Below are 14340 nucleotides of genomic sequence, written 5' to 3' on the forward strand. Positions count from 1 at the left end.
CCAGATCGTTTTGAGTCACTTTACTACAGCAATCTAAAACTCGCGAATTGACCCTATTTACTGTGTCCACTCTATTGACAGAGGTACAAAAATGCTGTTAGTTGGGGACGCACCCCTCTTTTTCACTGTAAAGACAACTGGTGAAGGGGAATATACTGCTCCTGGTGGTTGAAATCTGTCGACAGTCTATGTTCCGGTGCTAGCTTTCCTAATGGAAGAGTTTAGAGTCTAGATTTTCGATATTCTCGAGGTGTTATTCCATGATGCTTCTTAAAGGATTGAATGAAATGATTAACATGATTGAATCCAACTCGAGTGGCGATCTCAGTAATAGTGAATCTTGAAGCATCTAGTAGTTCCACACTTCGTTTAATCCGATATCCAATAAGGTAGTTATACGGAGTTGTATGAACAATTTTATGAAAACATCTACCACATTCTGCGATACTGACCCTAGCCGATTGGGCTATATCTGCTAAAGCGATCTCTTCCGAGTAATTTTGATGGATAAAGCTGAGTATGGATTGAACACGCTCCAACTGCTGCATCTTAGATTTGTTATTTGTTTCGTTATTTTGTAAGGGCACATGGCTTATCAATTTCATCCACATACAGTTTATCTTGCATGCCACTTCATACTCCCACCCAAAATATCTTGGTTCTTCATACATTTTTTTTAGGTCCCATAACATTTGAATTAAATAGGCTTGCCATTCTACGTCTTTATTGAGAATCTTCGTTGGAAATGCTGAACTATTGGTATAGGGTTGGACATACTGGAGTTCCATTCGACTTCCTGAAAAAAAACATAATAGTTTTTCAGGAAAATTGAAACTTACATATTGCCCATCAGCGGACATCTCTGTGGTTACGTGCAACAAGCCTTTATTTATAAAAATTGCTTCTCCCGAATTAAGCCTATAATTATCACCGTTAATTTGCATGCTTATCCAACCGGAAGTGACCACGGTTAGTTGAATTTCATCATGCCAGTGTAAGTCATTAAAGCCTCTTCCGTGAGGTATACACGACAATCGAGTGACCGTATACATTTCAATTGGGAAAAGGGTGTCTGGATAATCATTCTTTTCCTCTAAATTCTTATTCATATAACCCCCGCTCTCAAAATGACGATATTCCTATATAAATTGATAATATAATTGCAGATAACTCAAATAATTGATGATATCATCATATCTAATTTCAAATTACATTTAAAGTTAGGAGAGCAAAAATGCATATTACATTCCGAGATTATAAGAAAGAAGATATAACGCTCCTTAAGAATATTTGGAACGACATATTGAATGATGGTGTCGCATTTCCTGGAGAAGATCATTACGAGGAGAGCGAATTCGAAAAAATGCTGGAGGAGCAATCCGCTGTCACATGTATCTTGGTAGATAGTGAAGTGGCTGGCTACTATATTTTACACCCTAATAATATCGGCAGATGCAGCCATGTAGCAAACGCGAGTTATGGTATTTCCAAACTGTACCGCGGCCGAAAGCTGGCAGACCCACTGGTCAAAAAATCGATCGAACAAGCTAGAGAGTTGGGCTTTAGAGGAATGCAATTTAATGCAGTAGTTTCAAGCAATTCTGCAGCTATCCACACCTATCAGAAAGCAGGGTTCAAGACTGTAGGAACCATTCCCGAAGGGTTTCGCTTGAAGAACGGATTGTACTCAGATATGCATATCATGTATCTCCACTTTAGTTAATATTCACGGAGCTTATCATGTAAAAAGAATAAAAGCCCGCCGACCAATTAAGGTTGACGGGCTTTTATTGCTGGTTATCTGCTCCCCAGTAACAGGGGATAGCAGAGTCATGCGTGAAGTATTTTGAAATAAGTTAATTTACATTTTATCTAAATATAGAACATGTAGTTGTCAGCATGATTCTCTTCTTTAAAATTGATCAGATCCGACAATGTGGTGGAATCCAGCACATCAGCAATGCTGTCGCGGATACGAAGCCACAGGTCACGCTTAGCCGGGTCATCTTCTTCCGTAAAATCGACAGGGGAAATAGGACCTTCCAATACGCGGATAATATCTCCCGCAGTGATGGAAGCCACTTCGCGGGCCAGAATGTAACCGCCGTAGGCTCCGCGAATACTTTTTACAAGACCCGCGTTCCGCAAGGGAGCGATCAGTTGCTCCAGATAATGCTCAGACAATCCATTTTTCTCGGCAATACTTTTAAGTGATGTTGGGCCCTCGCCGAATTTCATGGCAAGCTCCATCATAATTGTTAATCCGTAACGTCCTTTTGTCGATATTTTCAAAGGGGCACCTCTTTCAGTTTAGTTGCTGTTTATAGTATAATCATTAGTCGGGTAATACAAAACATACATTTCAACGTATTCCGATGTTTCCTATGAGTTTATGTTAACATATCTGCGCCCACATTTGGAGAACAAAACGTAACTTTTTTGCAAGAATGTTCTCTCCCAGTGGACAAATTGTCATGACTTTGGGCTTTTTTGGCTGAATTTAGCCTAAAGTGGACAGTCTGTGGTAGACAGGTATGTTATAATACAATTTGAGCCGGGTGTTTCATAAATACTTTGGCCGTTCGCTTCATATTTTGCACAGAAATGGTGATTACGATGACAAAAGCAAAGCAAGACACACGTGTCGTCGTCGGCATGTCCGGAGGAGTCGATTCCTCCGTCACGGCGCTTCTGCTCAAGCAGCAGGGCTATGACGTCATCGGCATCTTCATGAAGAACTGGGACGATACCGACGAATTCGGCGTTTGCACGGCAGAAACGGATGCAGAGGATGTTCGCCGCGTCTGCGAGCAGATTGATATCCCTTACTATACCGTAAACTTCGAGAAGGAATACTTTGATAAAGTCTTTTCCTATTTTCTCGATGAATATAAGGCTGGACGCACCCCCAATCCCGATGTCATGTGCAACCGTGAGATCAAATTCGGGGAATTCCTGAACAAGGCGCTGCAGCTCGGCGCAGATTATGTGGCTACCGGTCACTATGCGCGCGTGGTTGAGGAAGATGGCGTGTACAAGCTACTGCGCGGTGTCGACAACAACAAAGATCAGACCTACTTCCTGAACGCCTTGAATCAGTACCAGCTCTCCAAAGCTATGTTCCCGATCGGCCATCTGCCGAAACCGGAAGTACGGAGAATTGCCGAAGAAGCAGGTCTATATACCGCGAAGAAAAAAGACAGTACTGGCGTCTGCTTCATCGGAGAGCGCAACTTCCGTGAATTCCTCAGTCAGTACCTGCCAGCCCAGTCGGGTGACATGGTCGACATCGCTACTGGCGAAGTCAAAGGCCGTCACGAAGGGCTGATGTACTACACACTGGGACAACGCCAGGGACTGGGCATCGGCGGATCGGGCAATGGTGAGCCATGGTTTGTGGCAGAGAAGGACTTGAGCCGCAACATTCTGTACGTAGTGCAAGGCGACAAGCACCACAGTCTCTACTCCACCGGGCTCGTAGCCTCCGGGGTGAACTGGATCAACGGCACACAGCTCGGCGCGGAGCCGCTGCAATGTGTGGCGAAGTTCCGTTACCGTCAGCCGGATCAAGGCGTAACGTTGACTGCACGCGAAGACGGAACCGTGCATGTAGCGTTTGACGTGCCACAAAAGGCGATTACGCCTGGACAAGCCGTTGTCTTCTACCAAGGCGAAGAGTGCCTTGGCGGCGGGACGATTGAATATGCAGAGAAAGTTGTGCCTTTAGCGCAGAATGCCTAACTTGTTGTTAGAGCATTGTAGATGTGTTGGCTAAAATAAATGGCGACCACGGAGAATTCCGTCTGGTCGCCATTTTATTTTATTAGCTTTCAGATACAGATCCTTCAAAGGATTATCTTAATTACATTCTCAAGTGCATATGCTCAAAGTTGTCTCCCTGAACTCCAAATAGCCCTTAGAATAAATTCTAGGGGCTCTACTGCAACAACTGAGAATAAGATTTTTTAAAATTTCCGGGCTGTCACAATAGGCTGGTAATATCCTGAATCGACAGGAAGATGCCACTCAATATCTGTAAAACCAGTCGCACTTAATGCTTTGTTAATATCTTCACGCAACAATGCTCTGTACTCAGTTCTATTATGTTTTGTTACCCACTCACCGTTAATTTCTTGCACGATAAATTGGTTTGTCGTATACGTTTTTCCGTCTTCTGCCCAATCCCATACCTGAAAGACAATCCGCTTACCCTCATCGAAAACACGCGGATGTGTGGTTGTTAGCTTCTCTTTTACCAATGCATCGTAGTCTCTTATGGTGGCTAAAAGCAAACCATCCTGATTAAGCTTTGTATGCATATTTTGAAAAGCTTTATTTAGATCTCCGTCTGTAAGTAGATGAGGAATCGCATTATCCGCCGACAGAACGATATCAAATAATCCCGGTACATCTTTATCCAATGAGCGAAAATCTGCTACTCCAAAGTTGATGTTAACCCCGCGGGATATCGCTTCTTTTTCGGCCCTTTTTACAGAAACAGGACTTATGTCAGTCGCACTTACGTTATACCCGTATTTCGCCAATCCGATTGCTTGTGTACCTATACCGCACGAACAGTCCAAAAGTGAAGGGTTTTGCGTGTTAGAATTAGTCAACTTGGATTGGATTACTTTGTCGAGAATCTCACCTTGCTGCGAAATTGCTTGATTCCAATCAACAAATATAAGATGATAGTCTTCTGCAATCTCATCATAGAACTTTAGAACAGAATCATTCAACACAAGTACCCCCTATTAAATTGGTTATATTATATTAATACTATCTATCTGGAGGAATTACTATGTCGTCTTTTGTAAGAATTGCTGAACCTAATGATTTAACAAGTTTGACGGAATTAATGTATGAGTATGTCGACTTTTATCAAAACCCTCACCCGCCTATCGACAAAATTCATCAACTGATTAAAACCCTTTTTGACAAACAATTTGGCATTCAATTCGTTGCAGAAGAAAATGGTAAACTCGTCGGTTTTGCTACTCTCTACTTTACTTTTAGTTCAATGAGAGCAGATAAAATCGCTGTAATGAACGATCTCTTCCTCAAGGTACCTTATAGAGACTCAGAACTGGAGTCCCAACTCTATTCGGCATGTGAAAATTATTGTAAGGATTCGGGATACGCCAATATGACTTGGATAACTTCTATTCATAATGAACGAGCCCAATCATTCTTCCATAAAATGAACGCCATCCAAGGGAAAGATTGGGTACATTTCTCCGTTAATTAAGTCATCTGCGACCAATAGACGTTACGAGGGAGAAGTCAGCAACCACAAGCGGATGAAGAAGGTTGCACCAATCCACGTATAGAGATTAGAAACATTTCTTTTTCGTTACTCCTAGTCTCTTTATTGCTTCTCCTTCAACAACGCCAGCTTATTGGCTAGCATACGGGCAAGAAGTACCTGCGCTTGCTCCAATTCTAATTTCCTGAAGTCCATTTCCAACATCTTCTCCCGCAACAATTCAATGGACCGGGAGATCTCAAGTTTGCTCCCCTTTTTTTCCTCCATAACGGCTTTGATTTCCTTAAGCGTAAATCCCACAACGTTTATCTCATAATCCCAGATGAACACAGTGTTGCGGCCACTGGCACCAACCCCTACGATTCGACGCGCTGCGCCATAACAGCAATCGCCGGTCGGGAGCAAGGCTGCTCCATTGCCGAAGCTGTTCGGGCTATGTGGGAATGACAGAGAGGAAAGAAGAACGCCTCCCCAAGAGGGAACGAGCACTGTAATATTGAATTCATATCATTCACGGCAGCTCCAACTTTCAATATCCGTTCTTTACTTAATTCTTCATACGCTGTTCCTCTGAATTGAGAGAGAAGTTCATTCATGTAGGTCTGATTTTCATTGGGATCGAGCTCAGGAGCGTAATGCTGTAGCAGAATATCCTTCACTCTTTGGTGAATCGTTTGATCAGGGTCGTAGACAACATTAGAATGGAAACTCCCTGCCCAAAATTGAATCATCCCCTCCCTGTGCGGATCCAATTCTCTATTCCAGTTCGTATAGTAAGAAAAGAATATCTTGTTTCGGTTCGCGAAAAGAAAGAATTATTTCTGCCATAGTATCATAAACACTTGGTCCAAATCCTAATTCGTAGCCTAGCTCCAGCCGATAAGAAGAAGCACTCATCCGTAAGTTCAATATTACTCCCCCTGTCAGTAATATTCTTATCTCGGCCATCCTAAGAATAGGATGGCCATTCCTCCTCCTATTTCCTTAGTTATACTGTTTGAGTCATGCTCGTCGCCGCGAAGCCAATCGCCGAACTACAATATGAAAGCCTGCCTGACAGGACTTTTTCTAATCAAGAGTTATTAAGGCTGCCTATTAAACTTACAGCTTTTTCAGCATGTGAATGTCATCATCTATATTGCAGATTCTGTAAGAATCTTCAAGCGTCATTTTAACTAGTGTAACCATAGTTTCCCTCCTAAAGCCCCATGTAATATCCACATAAGCACTACCATTACATTAGCGTAAAAAAGCTCCGTCCATTGGAAAACTCTCCTGCTGTAGGTTAAGAAAAGTCCTACTCAAATCTATCGCTCCCGCCGCAGCGCCTGATTATGCCGAATCTTCGCTTCATTGCCCTGCTCGGTGGCTTGATAGAACACTCTGCGGGAAATCGCCTTGGGCAAGTATTCCTGCTTCACATAATGGCCCGGAAAATCATGCGGGTACTGGTACCCGGCGTGACCCAGTGCGGATGCGCCTTTGTAATGCGTGTCCCGCAGGTGCAATGGCACCTCTGCCGATTTCAGCTCCTCAATGCTGGCCATAGCCTTGGAGATAGCCGTATACACGGCATTGGATTTCGGACTCTCCACTGCGAACAGAATCGCCTGGGCGATGTTCAGCTTCGCTTCCGGCCAGCCGTTGTTCCGGTAAGCCTCCAGGGCGCTGACAGCCTGCACCATGGCCTGCGGATTGGCAAGGCCGATGTCCTCGCTGCTGGCCGCGATCAGACGCCGGATAAAGGTCATCGGGTCCATGCCGAGCTTTTCGACGGCATAGAGGAACCAGAACAGTGCGGCGTCGCTAGACCCGCGAATGCTCTTGTGAAAAGCAGACAGCACATCATACTGCGTCGATTCATCCGCCTTGACGATCGGGCGGCGGATGGACTCCTCCGCGACCTCCAGCGTGATATGCACGCTACCGTCGCTCTCGGGCGCTGTCGTGAGCGCAGCTAACTCCAGCGCATTCAGTGCCCGCCGGATGTCGCCGTTCGCCATCGTGGCGATATGCTGCAGGGCCTCCTCGTCCACTCGGAGGTCCATGAACCCCAGGCCCCGTTCCTTATCGTCCAGGGCGCGCTTCATCGCCGTAAGGCTATGCTCCCGCGTCAGCGACTCCAACTGGAACAGCGTGGACCGGCTCATCAAGGCCCCGTTCACATAATGGAACGGGTTCTCTGTCGTCGCCCCGATGAAGATAATCGTGCCCTTCTCCACCGCGGGCAGCAAGGCATCCTGGCGCGAGCTGTTGAAGCGATGCACCTCGTCCAGGAAGAGAATTGTCTTCGTCCCGTACAATGCCTTGTTACTCTGGGCCTGTTCTATCACCTCACGCACGTCCTTGATGGAAGCCTCGACGGCATTCAACCGCACAAACTCCCCTTTCGTGTGGTGGGAAATAATATGAGCTAGCGTCGTCTTGCCGCAGCCCGGTGGCCCATAGAGCAGAATCGACGAGACCTGGTCAGCCTCAATCGCCCGGCGCAGCAATTTGCCCCGGCCTATGATATGCTCCTGTCCGATATATTCATCTAGATTCTCCGGGCGCATGCGGTCAGCCAGCAGCCGTCCGTCTCCTCTGCTCTCTTCAAATGAAAATAAATCCATATTCTTCACTTCCTTGCGATATTCTATAAATAGATTGAACTAGTGATTTTTCTGTTTCGGGATTAATCGTGACTCCAGCGAATGTTTGGACTTCCGGCCGCTGTTGTCTGCAGATTTCTTGATTTAATATCGCTGTTCGCGGTAGAAATCCGCAGACAGCCTATGCTTCCGATGAGAGCCTTTCTCTGGAAAGCTTTTAGGCGGTCGCTAACGCTCCTACAGTTCCAAAATTCCCTCCGCCACTTTTCCCTTAACTCAAATTTTCAAGTTCAATCTATATAGTTTGAAATGTAATCAAAGTTCCGCCCACCGCTCCTGCAATTACAATGATCCAAGGTGGCAACTTCCAGAACACAAGCATCAAAAACAGAATCAAAGCCAACGCTACATCCACAGGGGCCAAAATGGCCGTGGTCCAAAGCGGATTATACAGCGCTGCCAGTAAAATTCCGACTACTGCTGCATTGATCCCAGCGAATGCGCCTTGAATGCCAGAGCTTTTACGCAAAGCATTCCAGAACGGCAGACAGCCTGTAATTAACAGAAAGGCAGGAAGAAAAATAGCGATTGTGGCAATTAAAGCACCACTAACTCCGTTAATCATCGCTCCCAAGTAACTGGCAAAGGTAAACAGCGGACCAGGTACGGCTTGCGCCGCACCATATCCAGCCAAATAATCCGCTTGGCTGATCCATCCTGTCGGTACAAGTTCTTTTTCAAGCAGCGGAAGGACAACATGCCCACCACCAAAAACTAGCGCCCCTGACCGATAAAAACTGTCGAATAGGGAGAGTCCATCCGCTATCACAAACTGTCGCAGCACCGGCAGCAGAATCAAGAGTCCCAAGAAAAGCGCCAAACAGAGGATGGCCACCCTTCGGCTAATAGGTACGGATAGTGTCGTAGTTTCCGAAACTGCGGTTTTTCTATACAACAGCATACCAATGATGCCTGCAATAATAATAATCAGGACCTGAGTAAAGACATTCTGCCACAAAAGAGCAACCGATGCAGCCCCGATCGCGATCGTTGCCCTGTTGCGGTCAGAAGCCAGCTTCTGACCCATCCCAAAGATCGCCTGTGCAACGATGGCAACTGCGACGATCTTAAGACCGTGAATCCAGCCCGCGCTGCCAATATCAAACCCTTGGAGTAGAAAAGCGAACAGGACCAGCATCAGGACTGAAGGCAGCGTAAAACCTACCCAAGCCGTTAGGCCACCTAGTATACCAGCACGAATTAAACCAATTCCAATCCCGACTTGACTGCTGGCAGGACCTGGCAAAAACTGGCACAGTGCAACCAGATCCGCATAGCTTCGTTCGTCCATCCATTTCCGCCGGCGTATGTATTCATCGTGAAAATAACCAAGATGTGCAATGGGCCCTCCGAACGAAGTAAGACCAAGCTTTGTTGATACAGTCAGGACTTCCAAAAGGGCGCGACTTCTGCTTCCAGCTTCATGTTCGATCTCAACTTTTTTGTTGCTCACGGTACTTTTAGTCCTCCTTTACCGATGAATCGGCAGATCGACACATGTTTCTCCTATCATACCATATCAGAGAAATACATAATAAAGAGCATGACCTCGTCAGCGGGACGGGAGCCATGCTCTTTGTTCAAAGTGCGGCCTAGCGGTTCAGCGCTAGCCGCATTTTTGATATAATTTTACGGATACTTTCTTCCGATAGATGATATCTTTTCTGAAGCTCCGATACAGAGCATCCGCTGCGGTGAGAACAAAAAATCTCTTCATTGCGGTTCGCAATCTCCTGTCTTGAACCACTGTTCTCGCCCCATCTGACACGCTGCTCCGATTTCTTGGGGATGTATAACAGTTCTCCCTGAATGTATCCCTGAAGCTCCTCTAAGAGCCTAGGGGGAAGAACATCCCTCCCATTTACATAACTCACGTTTCGTTTCCTCCTTCAACAGGTGTGTTCCTTGAGTTCCGACCAACTTCTTGTTAAAGATAATCATGTCACGCTCTCCTTTCTTATTCTCAAATTTGGTAAATACCGTAATTTCATTATATTAAACCAGCCGTTAGGCGTCTATATTCAGATACAACAATCTTGTCATCGTTTTTATGTTAGTGTTTACAAACTTGGAGCCCGTGTCTTAAAATACATTGTGATTTTTATTCGTTATGTTTTTTAAATAAGGAGGCCTTGCGGCCTCCCCTTGTATTGCAGTTTCCGTCGTTAGACGGAAACCACCTCGTATACTGAAATCATCGTAATCAGCCTCCTTCCAGAAGTCATCTTGCCCGGCCGGACACTTATTATTAAGCCATAGCCCCAGTGGAGTTACAAGTGCAAGAACAGTTTAAAACATTCTTCACCAACAATACCCTCCACGCGCAGATCATTCCACTCCCTGTTTCAGCGCATTCAACAATTCCAAAGCCTCTTCGTATTCCGGCTCCAGCTCCAATGCTCTGGTCGTATATTCCAAGGTAGCCGCATCATCCCCAAGCTCGTAGTTGCAGATGGCCAGACTATACAGGACAGGCACTACAGGCTCATCCAGATTAGCTTGCACAGTGAGTTCCAAGAACTCCCGTGCTTCCGCAAATTGATCCATTTCGAACAGCAGCAGTCCACAGTCCAGGGCAAGATCATAGCTGGCTTCCATCGCATAATGATTGGCCCACATGATTTGTATCCCTCTTTGTAAGTCAAGCAGTTCCTCGTCACCGCAATCCTGGAGCAGGGCCGAGATATGCTCAGCGCTGTGGATGAATAACTCGGCATCATAGCCGCCAAGCCGCCAGAAAGCTAAGAGCTGACGAAGTTCCATTTCACCCAGATGCTGATCTACAGATCCCTTCAGGCAGTAAAAATCATCCGGTCCGAAGCAGCCGATGAACCGCCGATAGGCCAGTCGGGTCTGTACATAACTAGTCGGCTCCTGAAGCATGACAATACAGCCGGCATTGATGTCTTTATAGTGATGCTGTGTGAACAGCGATACGGCTCCTCTTTGCTCAAAAGCATGCTGGATCGCATGATAGTTCGCTGTCAGAGAGAAACATCCGTGGTGAATCAGTTCAGGTGGCGGTGCGAACTCCCAGTTCTCCAGCCTGTGATCGCCTTTATCCGCCGTGATCAGAAGAAACCCGGCCAGGGACAAGGCATTCAGACGCTCCATACACGTCAACGCTGCCGCAGGGAACAGAATATGCGAGTCCTCCAGCTTATCCTGATATATTTTTATAACACCCTGATAAGGATGCGTATCCTCTTCATAGCCGGCTGCACGACGGTATTGGAACTCGGGAACTACTCTTTTGAGCAGCTCAGATTGGCTAAGCCCTTCCGCTTCCTCTGGAAATTTCAGTGCCACCTCGCACTCGAAAATTTTCCCTTCATCCACATAAAGCAGCTCTTGCGGGATACTGCAAAAAAAGTAATTGGCGATTACCAAGAGTGGCTGCTCTAAATCCCCAGGACGGATGACCTCTTTGCTCTGTGTCAGATGCAGCTCCGTGTCATTAACGGCATCAAAACGGGCAAAATCCAGCAGCCCTTCATCTACCAAAGACAGCAGGCCAGGATGACGCTGCCAGGAGGCTACGTTCTTAGCGGCTAAATCACTCATAACATAACGAACAGGAGGCAAGGTAAGCCCTGCGTAATCCCTAATTTCGCGTAATTGTCGAACGATATGGAAGGCCAGCCGACCAGCGCCTGCTCCAAGCTCCAGAATGGTAACCGGCTCCGATACATGTCCTTGTGCGGCCCGATCCTGAAGAAATCCGAAGATCATCTCTGCGTAAGCTTCTGCAATCATAGGATTGCTCGTAATATATTGTGGCACTTCGTCGTCTTCCCAAGCTTTCATACCTTTTTCTTCAAAATAAGCACGCTGCAGCTCCCAGATCGGGGCTTCACTGAAGCGGTAGAACTGTTGTCCATTAGTTGTCATTGATGTGTAACCTGCTCTCTATCATATTCCACTTATACCTACTTCTAAGGATTAATGATCTCAGCCGGCATGTCAACCGCTTCTTTTAGGATTTTGATTCCATTTATACAAAAAGGAACTAACCGGGGCAATTTCCCCGGTAGTTCCTTGATAATTTACTTCTGCGGTGACGTCTCCGTCGGCCAGCCGATCAGAACCTCTCCTTCTGATGCCTGCACGTAGGCCGGGAGTTCCCCGTCATGCAGCAACCACAGCTCATGTAGTGCGCGTGTGCACCCGACATACATCAGCTTCGCGTCCCAGGCTGCGTCCCCATAGTGACCCCGGTCCGCATCCGCCAGGATAACGGCGTCGAATTCCAGTCCCTTGGACAGGTATACCGGAAGTATCGATAACCCGCCTTGGTAAGCTGTCATACTGCCGTCGATGAGGTGGATATCGGTAAAATGCTCTGTCAGTGCCGCATGCAGCTCCGTGGCTTCCCGCAAGCTACGTGTCAGCACAGCGACCGTACGATACTCCCGGCCAGACAGAGCCGCCAGCGCGGCTCTCAGGTCCTGAACGCGTGAGGCCAGGTACTCATTCTCCGTCAACGAGTTGCCCCCTTCAGGACGGTCTGCTCCAGAGCCGCCTGTCTCAGGATGGCCTGCCCCGCCATAGGAGATGAGACGCACCGGATTCCCGCTGCGGAAGACCGGTACGGCCAGCAGCGGGCTGTTCACACCCGCAGACAGGATGCCGTTCGCGAACTCGATGATCTCCATCGTCGAGCGATAACTACGCGTAAGCGCATGATAAGCCGTATGCTCAGGATCGAAGAGCTTCTGCATCTCTTCCCAGCCATGCACGCCCTTGTAGGCATGTATACCTTGCGACAGATCCCCTAGGATCGTGAAGGAGTGTCCGCGCACGTACAGATCCAGAATCGCGATCTGGAACGGTGAGAAGTCTTGCGCCTCGTCAATCACGACATGGTCAAAGCGGCTGATGCCTTCGTTGCCGTTCAGAAGATAATGAATATACAGCAGGGGCGGCAAATCCTCTTCCCGAATAATTCCCTTCTTCAGTTCCTTTGCCGTTCCCTTCAGCACACCAGCCGGAATGATCTCCGGAGGTTCTGTGGGCCAGCTCTCCGGGGTCTTCGCCGCGCGGAAGATCTGCTTGTAGATGGTCAGCGGATCGTACTTGGACCATTTGGCGCTGTACGCTTTTTCCCGCTGAGCACCTTTCTTCTTGCGTTCCTTCATAGCTGCTGCAGACGGGCTCTTCTTCAGCTCCATCTCGATCCAGCGGTGTATCCGTGCCATCACCCGCTCCTTGCGCTTCGCCGGAGGGTATGGTGCGTACTCCTCGTTATGCCAGCGCAAAATCATCGAGCGACGCAGCACCGCACCTTCCCAAGGGATAAAGTCACCTTCTGGGACAGTGTCTGCTTCCAGCAGCTTGATGGAGTCCTCGATAAGGCCCATCAGTGCAGTGGAACCTTTGAAGCGGCCCGGTGTCTCTTCCGTGATTTCCGGCATGCTGCCAGAAGTCTCGAACCAGCGGTTTAGCGTCTGCGTCGCATCCTGCTGCGTAAGCTCCAATCCAAGCACCTCTGCCGCCCAATCCGGGAACGTGTTCTGCGCAATATTGCCGACACCAAGCTCTGGAAGCACATCAGAGATGTAATCAAGGAACATACGGTTCGGGGCGAAAATAATCATTTTCTCCGCCGAGACCTGATCCTTGTATTGATAGAGCAAGAAGGCTAGACGGTGCAGAGCTACCGTCGTCTTCCCACTACCCGCCACGCCCTGAATGATCAGCGCAGTATTCTTAGCAGCCCGGATAATCCTGTCCTGCTCTTCTTGGATTGTGGACACGATGTCCCGCAGACGGTTATCCTTGTTCTCGCCAAGGCGGTAAACGAGGAATTCGTCCGATACCGCCGGACCGTCGCTCTCCCGGTTAAAGGTGTCCGCCACCCGTTCCAGAATCTGCTTGCGGATCACCACGTTGCGCTTGAGGTAGACCAGCCCTTCTACCAATCCGTCTGGAGCTTCATAGGAAGCTGGCTCCGTCCCGCCGGTAAACGAATAGAACAGGCTTGCTACCGGTGCGCGCCAGTCGATGACTAGCGGACGGTCGCTTACCTGTTCTCGGTCTGCACCGATTTTACCAATGTAAAGTGCCCTGCGTTCGTTCTCATCTGTACCTTGAAAATCAAGCCGTCCGAAATAAGGCTCCTGCCTTAGCTTGGTCAAATCCCTGCGTTTCTGCTCTCTGATAGCCTCCAGGGCTTGCTCCGTGTATTCATGCCCGGTATACACCGGCGTATTGCGAAGCTTCTCCAGCACAGCATCAATTTCTACAAGTGTTTTGTCCAGCCTGTCTTCTTCCTCTTGATAGGCACTTTGAAGATTGTCTTCCAATTTCAGTTACCTCCTAAAAGTATTATCGAGCCATGGTTGCCTTATTCCTCTTCCACTTACAAAAAGGATTCTCATTGTAGCATAACCAAGGCCCGAAATCCATATGTTTCAAGCTGGA

13 protein-coding genes are annotated in these 14340 nt (G+C 47.6%); 3 read left to right on the forward strand and 10 right to left on the reverse strand.

Features of this window, described 5'->3' with window-relative positions:
* Positions 1-221: 221 nt before the first annotated feature.
* Positions 222-1109 (reverse strand): AraC family transcriptional regulator, encoded by an 888-nt coding sequence (locus ACFVRY_RS16965; RefSeq protein ID WP_387501420.1) that lies wholly within the window; start codon positions 1107-1109, stop codon positions 222-224.
* Between the two features lie 125 nt (positions 1110-1234).
* Here ACFVRY_RS16965 and ACFVRY_RS16970 point away from each other — a divergent pair, with 125 nt between their 5' ends.
* Positions 1235-1723: a GNAT family N-acetyltransferase gene (locus ACFVRY_RS16970; protein ID WP_387501421.1), complete on the forward strand. Its 489-nt coding sequence runs from the start codon at positions 1235-1237 to the stop codon at positions 1721-1723.
* 149 nt (positions 1724-1872) lie between these two features.
* Here ACFVRY_RS16970 and cymR read toward each other — a convergent pair whose 3' ends face one another.
* Positions 1873-2292: a cysteine metabolism transcriptional regulator CymR gene (cymR, locus tag ACFVRY_RS16975; RefSeq protein WP_066364394.1), complete on the reverse strand. Its 420-nt coding sequence runs from the start codon at positions 2290-2292 to the stop codon at positions 1873-1875.
* 324 nt (positions 2293-2616) lie between these two features.
* Between cymR and mnmA the strand changes: the two genes are divergently transcribed.
* Complete coding sequence (gene mnmA / locus ACFVRY_RS16980) at positions 2617-3741, forward strand: tRNA 2-thiouridine(34) synthase MnmA (protein WP_387501422.1); 1125 nt, start codon at positions 2617-2619, stop codon at positions 3739-3741.
* 224 nt (positions 3742-3965) lie between these two features.
* Here mnmA and ACFVRY_RS16985 read toward each other — a convergent pair whose 3' ends face one another.
* Complete coding sequence (locus tag ACFVRY_RS16985) at positions 3966-4739, reverse strand: class I SAM-dependent DNA methyltransferase (protein WP_387501424.1); 774 nt, start codon at positions 4737-4739, stop codon at positions 3966-3968.
* A 62-nt stretch (positions 4740-4801) separates the two neighbouring features.
* On the opposite strand from ACFVRY_RS16985, the gene ACFVRY_RS16990 reads away from it, so the two are divergent.
* The gene (locus ACFVRY_RS16990) at positions 4802-5248 is read left to right on the forward strand and encodes a GNAT family N-acetyltransferase (protein ID WP_387501426.1); all 447 of its coding nucleotides are present in this window, start codon (positions 4802-4804) and stop codon (positions 5246-5248) included.
* A 120-nt stretch (positions 5249-5368) separates the two neighbouring features.
* Here the strand turns inward: ACFVRY_RS16990 and ACFVRY_RS16995 are convergent, their stop codons facing one another.
* The 7 genes from ACFVRY_RS16995 to ACFVRY_RS17025 all read right to left on the reverse strand — a co-directional run bounded on the left by ACFVRY_RS16995 (position 5369) and on the right by ACFVRY_RS17025 (position 14222).
* Complete coding sequence (locus ACFVRY_RS16995; protein WP_387501427.1) at positions 5369-5755, reverse strand: hypothetical protein; 387 nt, start codon at positions 5753-5755, stop codon at positions 5369-5371.
* A gap of 267 nt (positions 5756-6022) precedes the next feature.
* Entirely contained in the window at positions 6023-6175 is a 153-nt protein-coding gene (locus ACFVRY_RS17000) for a hypothetical protein (RefSeq protein ID WP_387501428.1), read from the reverse strand.
* A 398-nt stretch (positions 6176-6573) separates the two neighbouring features.
* Positions 6574-7878 (reverse strand): replication-associated recombination protein A, encoded by a 1305-nt coding sequence (locus ACFVRY_RS17005; protein WP_387501429.1) that lies wholly within the window; start codon positions 7876-7878, stop codon positions 6574-6576.
* Positions 7879-8152: 274 nt separating this feature from the next.
* Positions 8153-9370 (reverse strand): chromate transporter, encoded by a 1218-nt coding sequence (locus ACFVRY_RS17010; protein WP_387501430.1) that lies wholly within the window; start codon positions 9368-9370, stop codon positions 8153-8155.
* Positions 9371-9509: 139 nt separating this feature from the next.
* Entirely contained in the window at positions 9510-9791 is a 282-nt protein-coding gene (locus ACFVRY_RS17015; RefSeq protein WP_066364419.1) for a CD3324 family protein, read from the reverse strand.
* Positions 9792-10245: 454 nt separating this feature from the next.
* Positions 10246-11808 carry a tetratricopeptide repeat protein gene (locus ACFVRY_RS17020; protein WP_387501431.1) on the reverse strand — a complete coding sequence of 521 codons (1563 nt, stop codon included), beginning with the start codon at positions 11806-11808 and terminating at the stop codon, positions 10246-10248.
* Positions 11809-11963: 155 nt separating this feature from the next.
* Positions 11964-14222, reverse strand: coding sequence for a HelD family protein (locus ACFVRY_RS17025; protein ID WP_387501432.1), 2259 nt, complete (start codon positions 14220-14222; stop codon positions 11964-11966).
* Positions 14223-14340 lie beyond the last annotated feature (118 nt).

Origin of the sequence: Paenibacillus sp. NPDC057934 (assembly GCF_042887565.1) — a bacterium.
Lineage (GTDB): Bacteria > Bacillota > Bacilli > Paenibacillales > Paenibacillaceae > Paenibacillus_AQ.

What these genes read in the sequence shown, in the direction of transcription:
- ACFVRY_RS16965 (WP_387501420.1), bottom strand. Translation starts at nt 1,109, where the DNA reads ATGAATAAGAATTTAGAGGAAAAGAATGATTATCCAGACACCCTTTTC.
- ACFVRY_RS16970 (WP_387501421.1), top strand. Translation starts at nt 1,235, where the DNA reads ATGCATATTACATTCCGAGATTATAAGAAAGAAGATATAACGCTCCTT.
- mnmA (WP_387501422.1), top strand. Translation starts at nt 2,617, where the DNA reads ATGACAAAAGCAAAGCAAGACACACGTGTCGTCGTCGGCATGTCCGGA.
- ACFVRY_RS16990 (WP_387501426.1), top strand. Translation starts at nt 4,802, where the DNA reads ATGTCGTCTTTTGTAAGAATTGCTGAACCTAATGATTTAACAAGTTTG.
- ACFVRY_RS17005 (WP_387501429.1), bottom strand. Translation starts at nt 7,878, where the DNA reads ATGGATTTATTTTCATTTGAAGAGAGCAGAGGAGACGGACGGCTGCTG.
- ACFVRY_RS17020 (WP_387501431.1), bottom strand. Translation starts at nt 11,808, where the DNA reads ATGACAACTAATGGACAACAGTTCTACCGCTTCAGTGAAGCCCCGATC.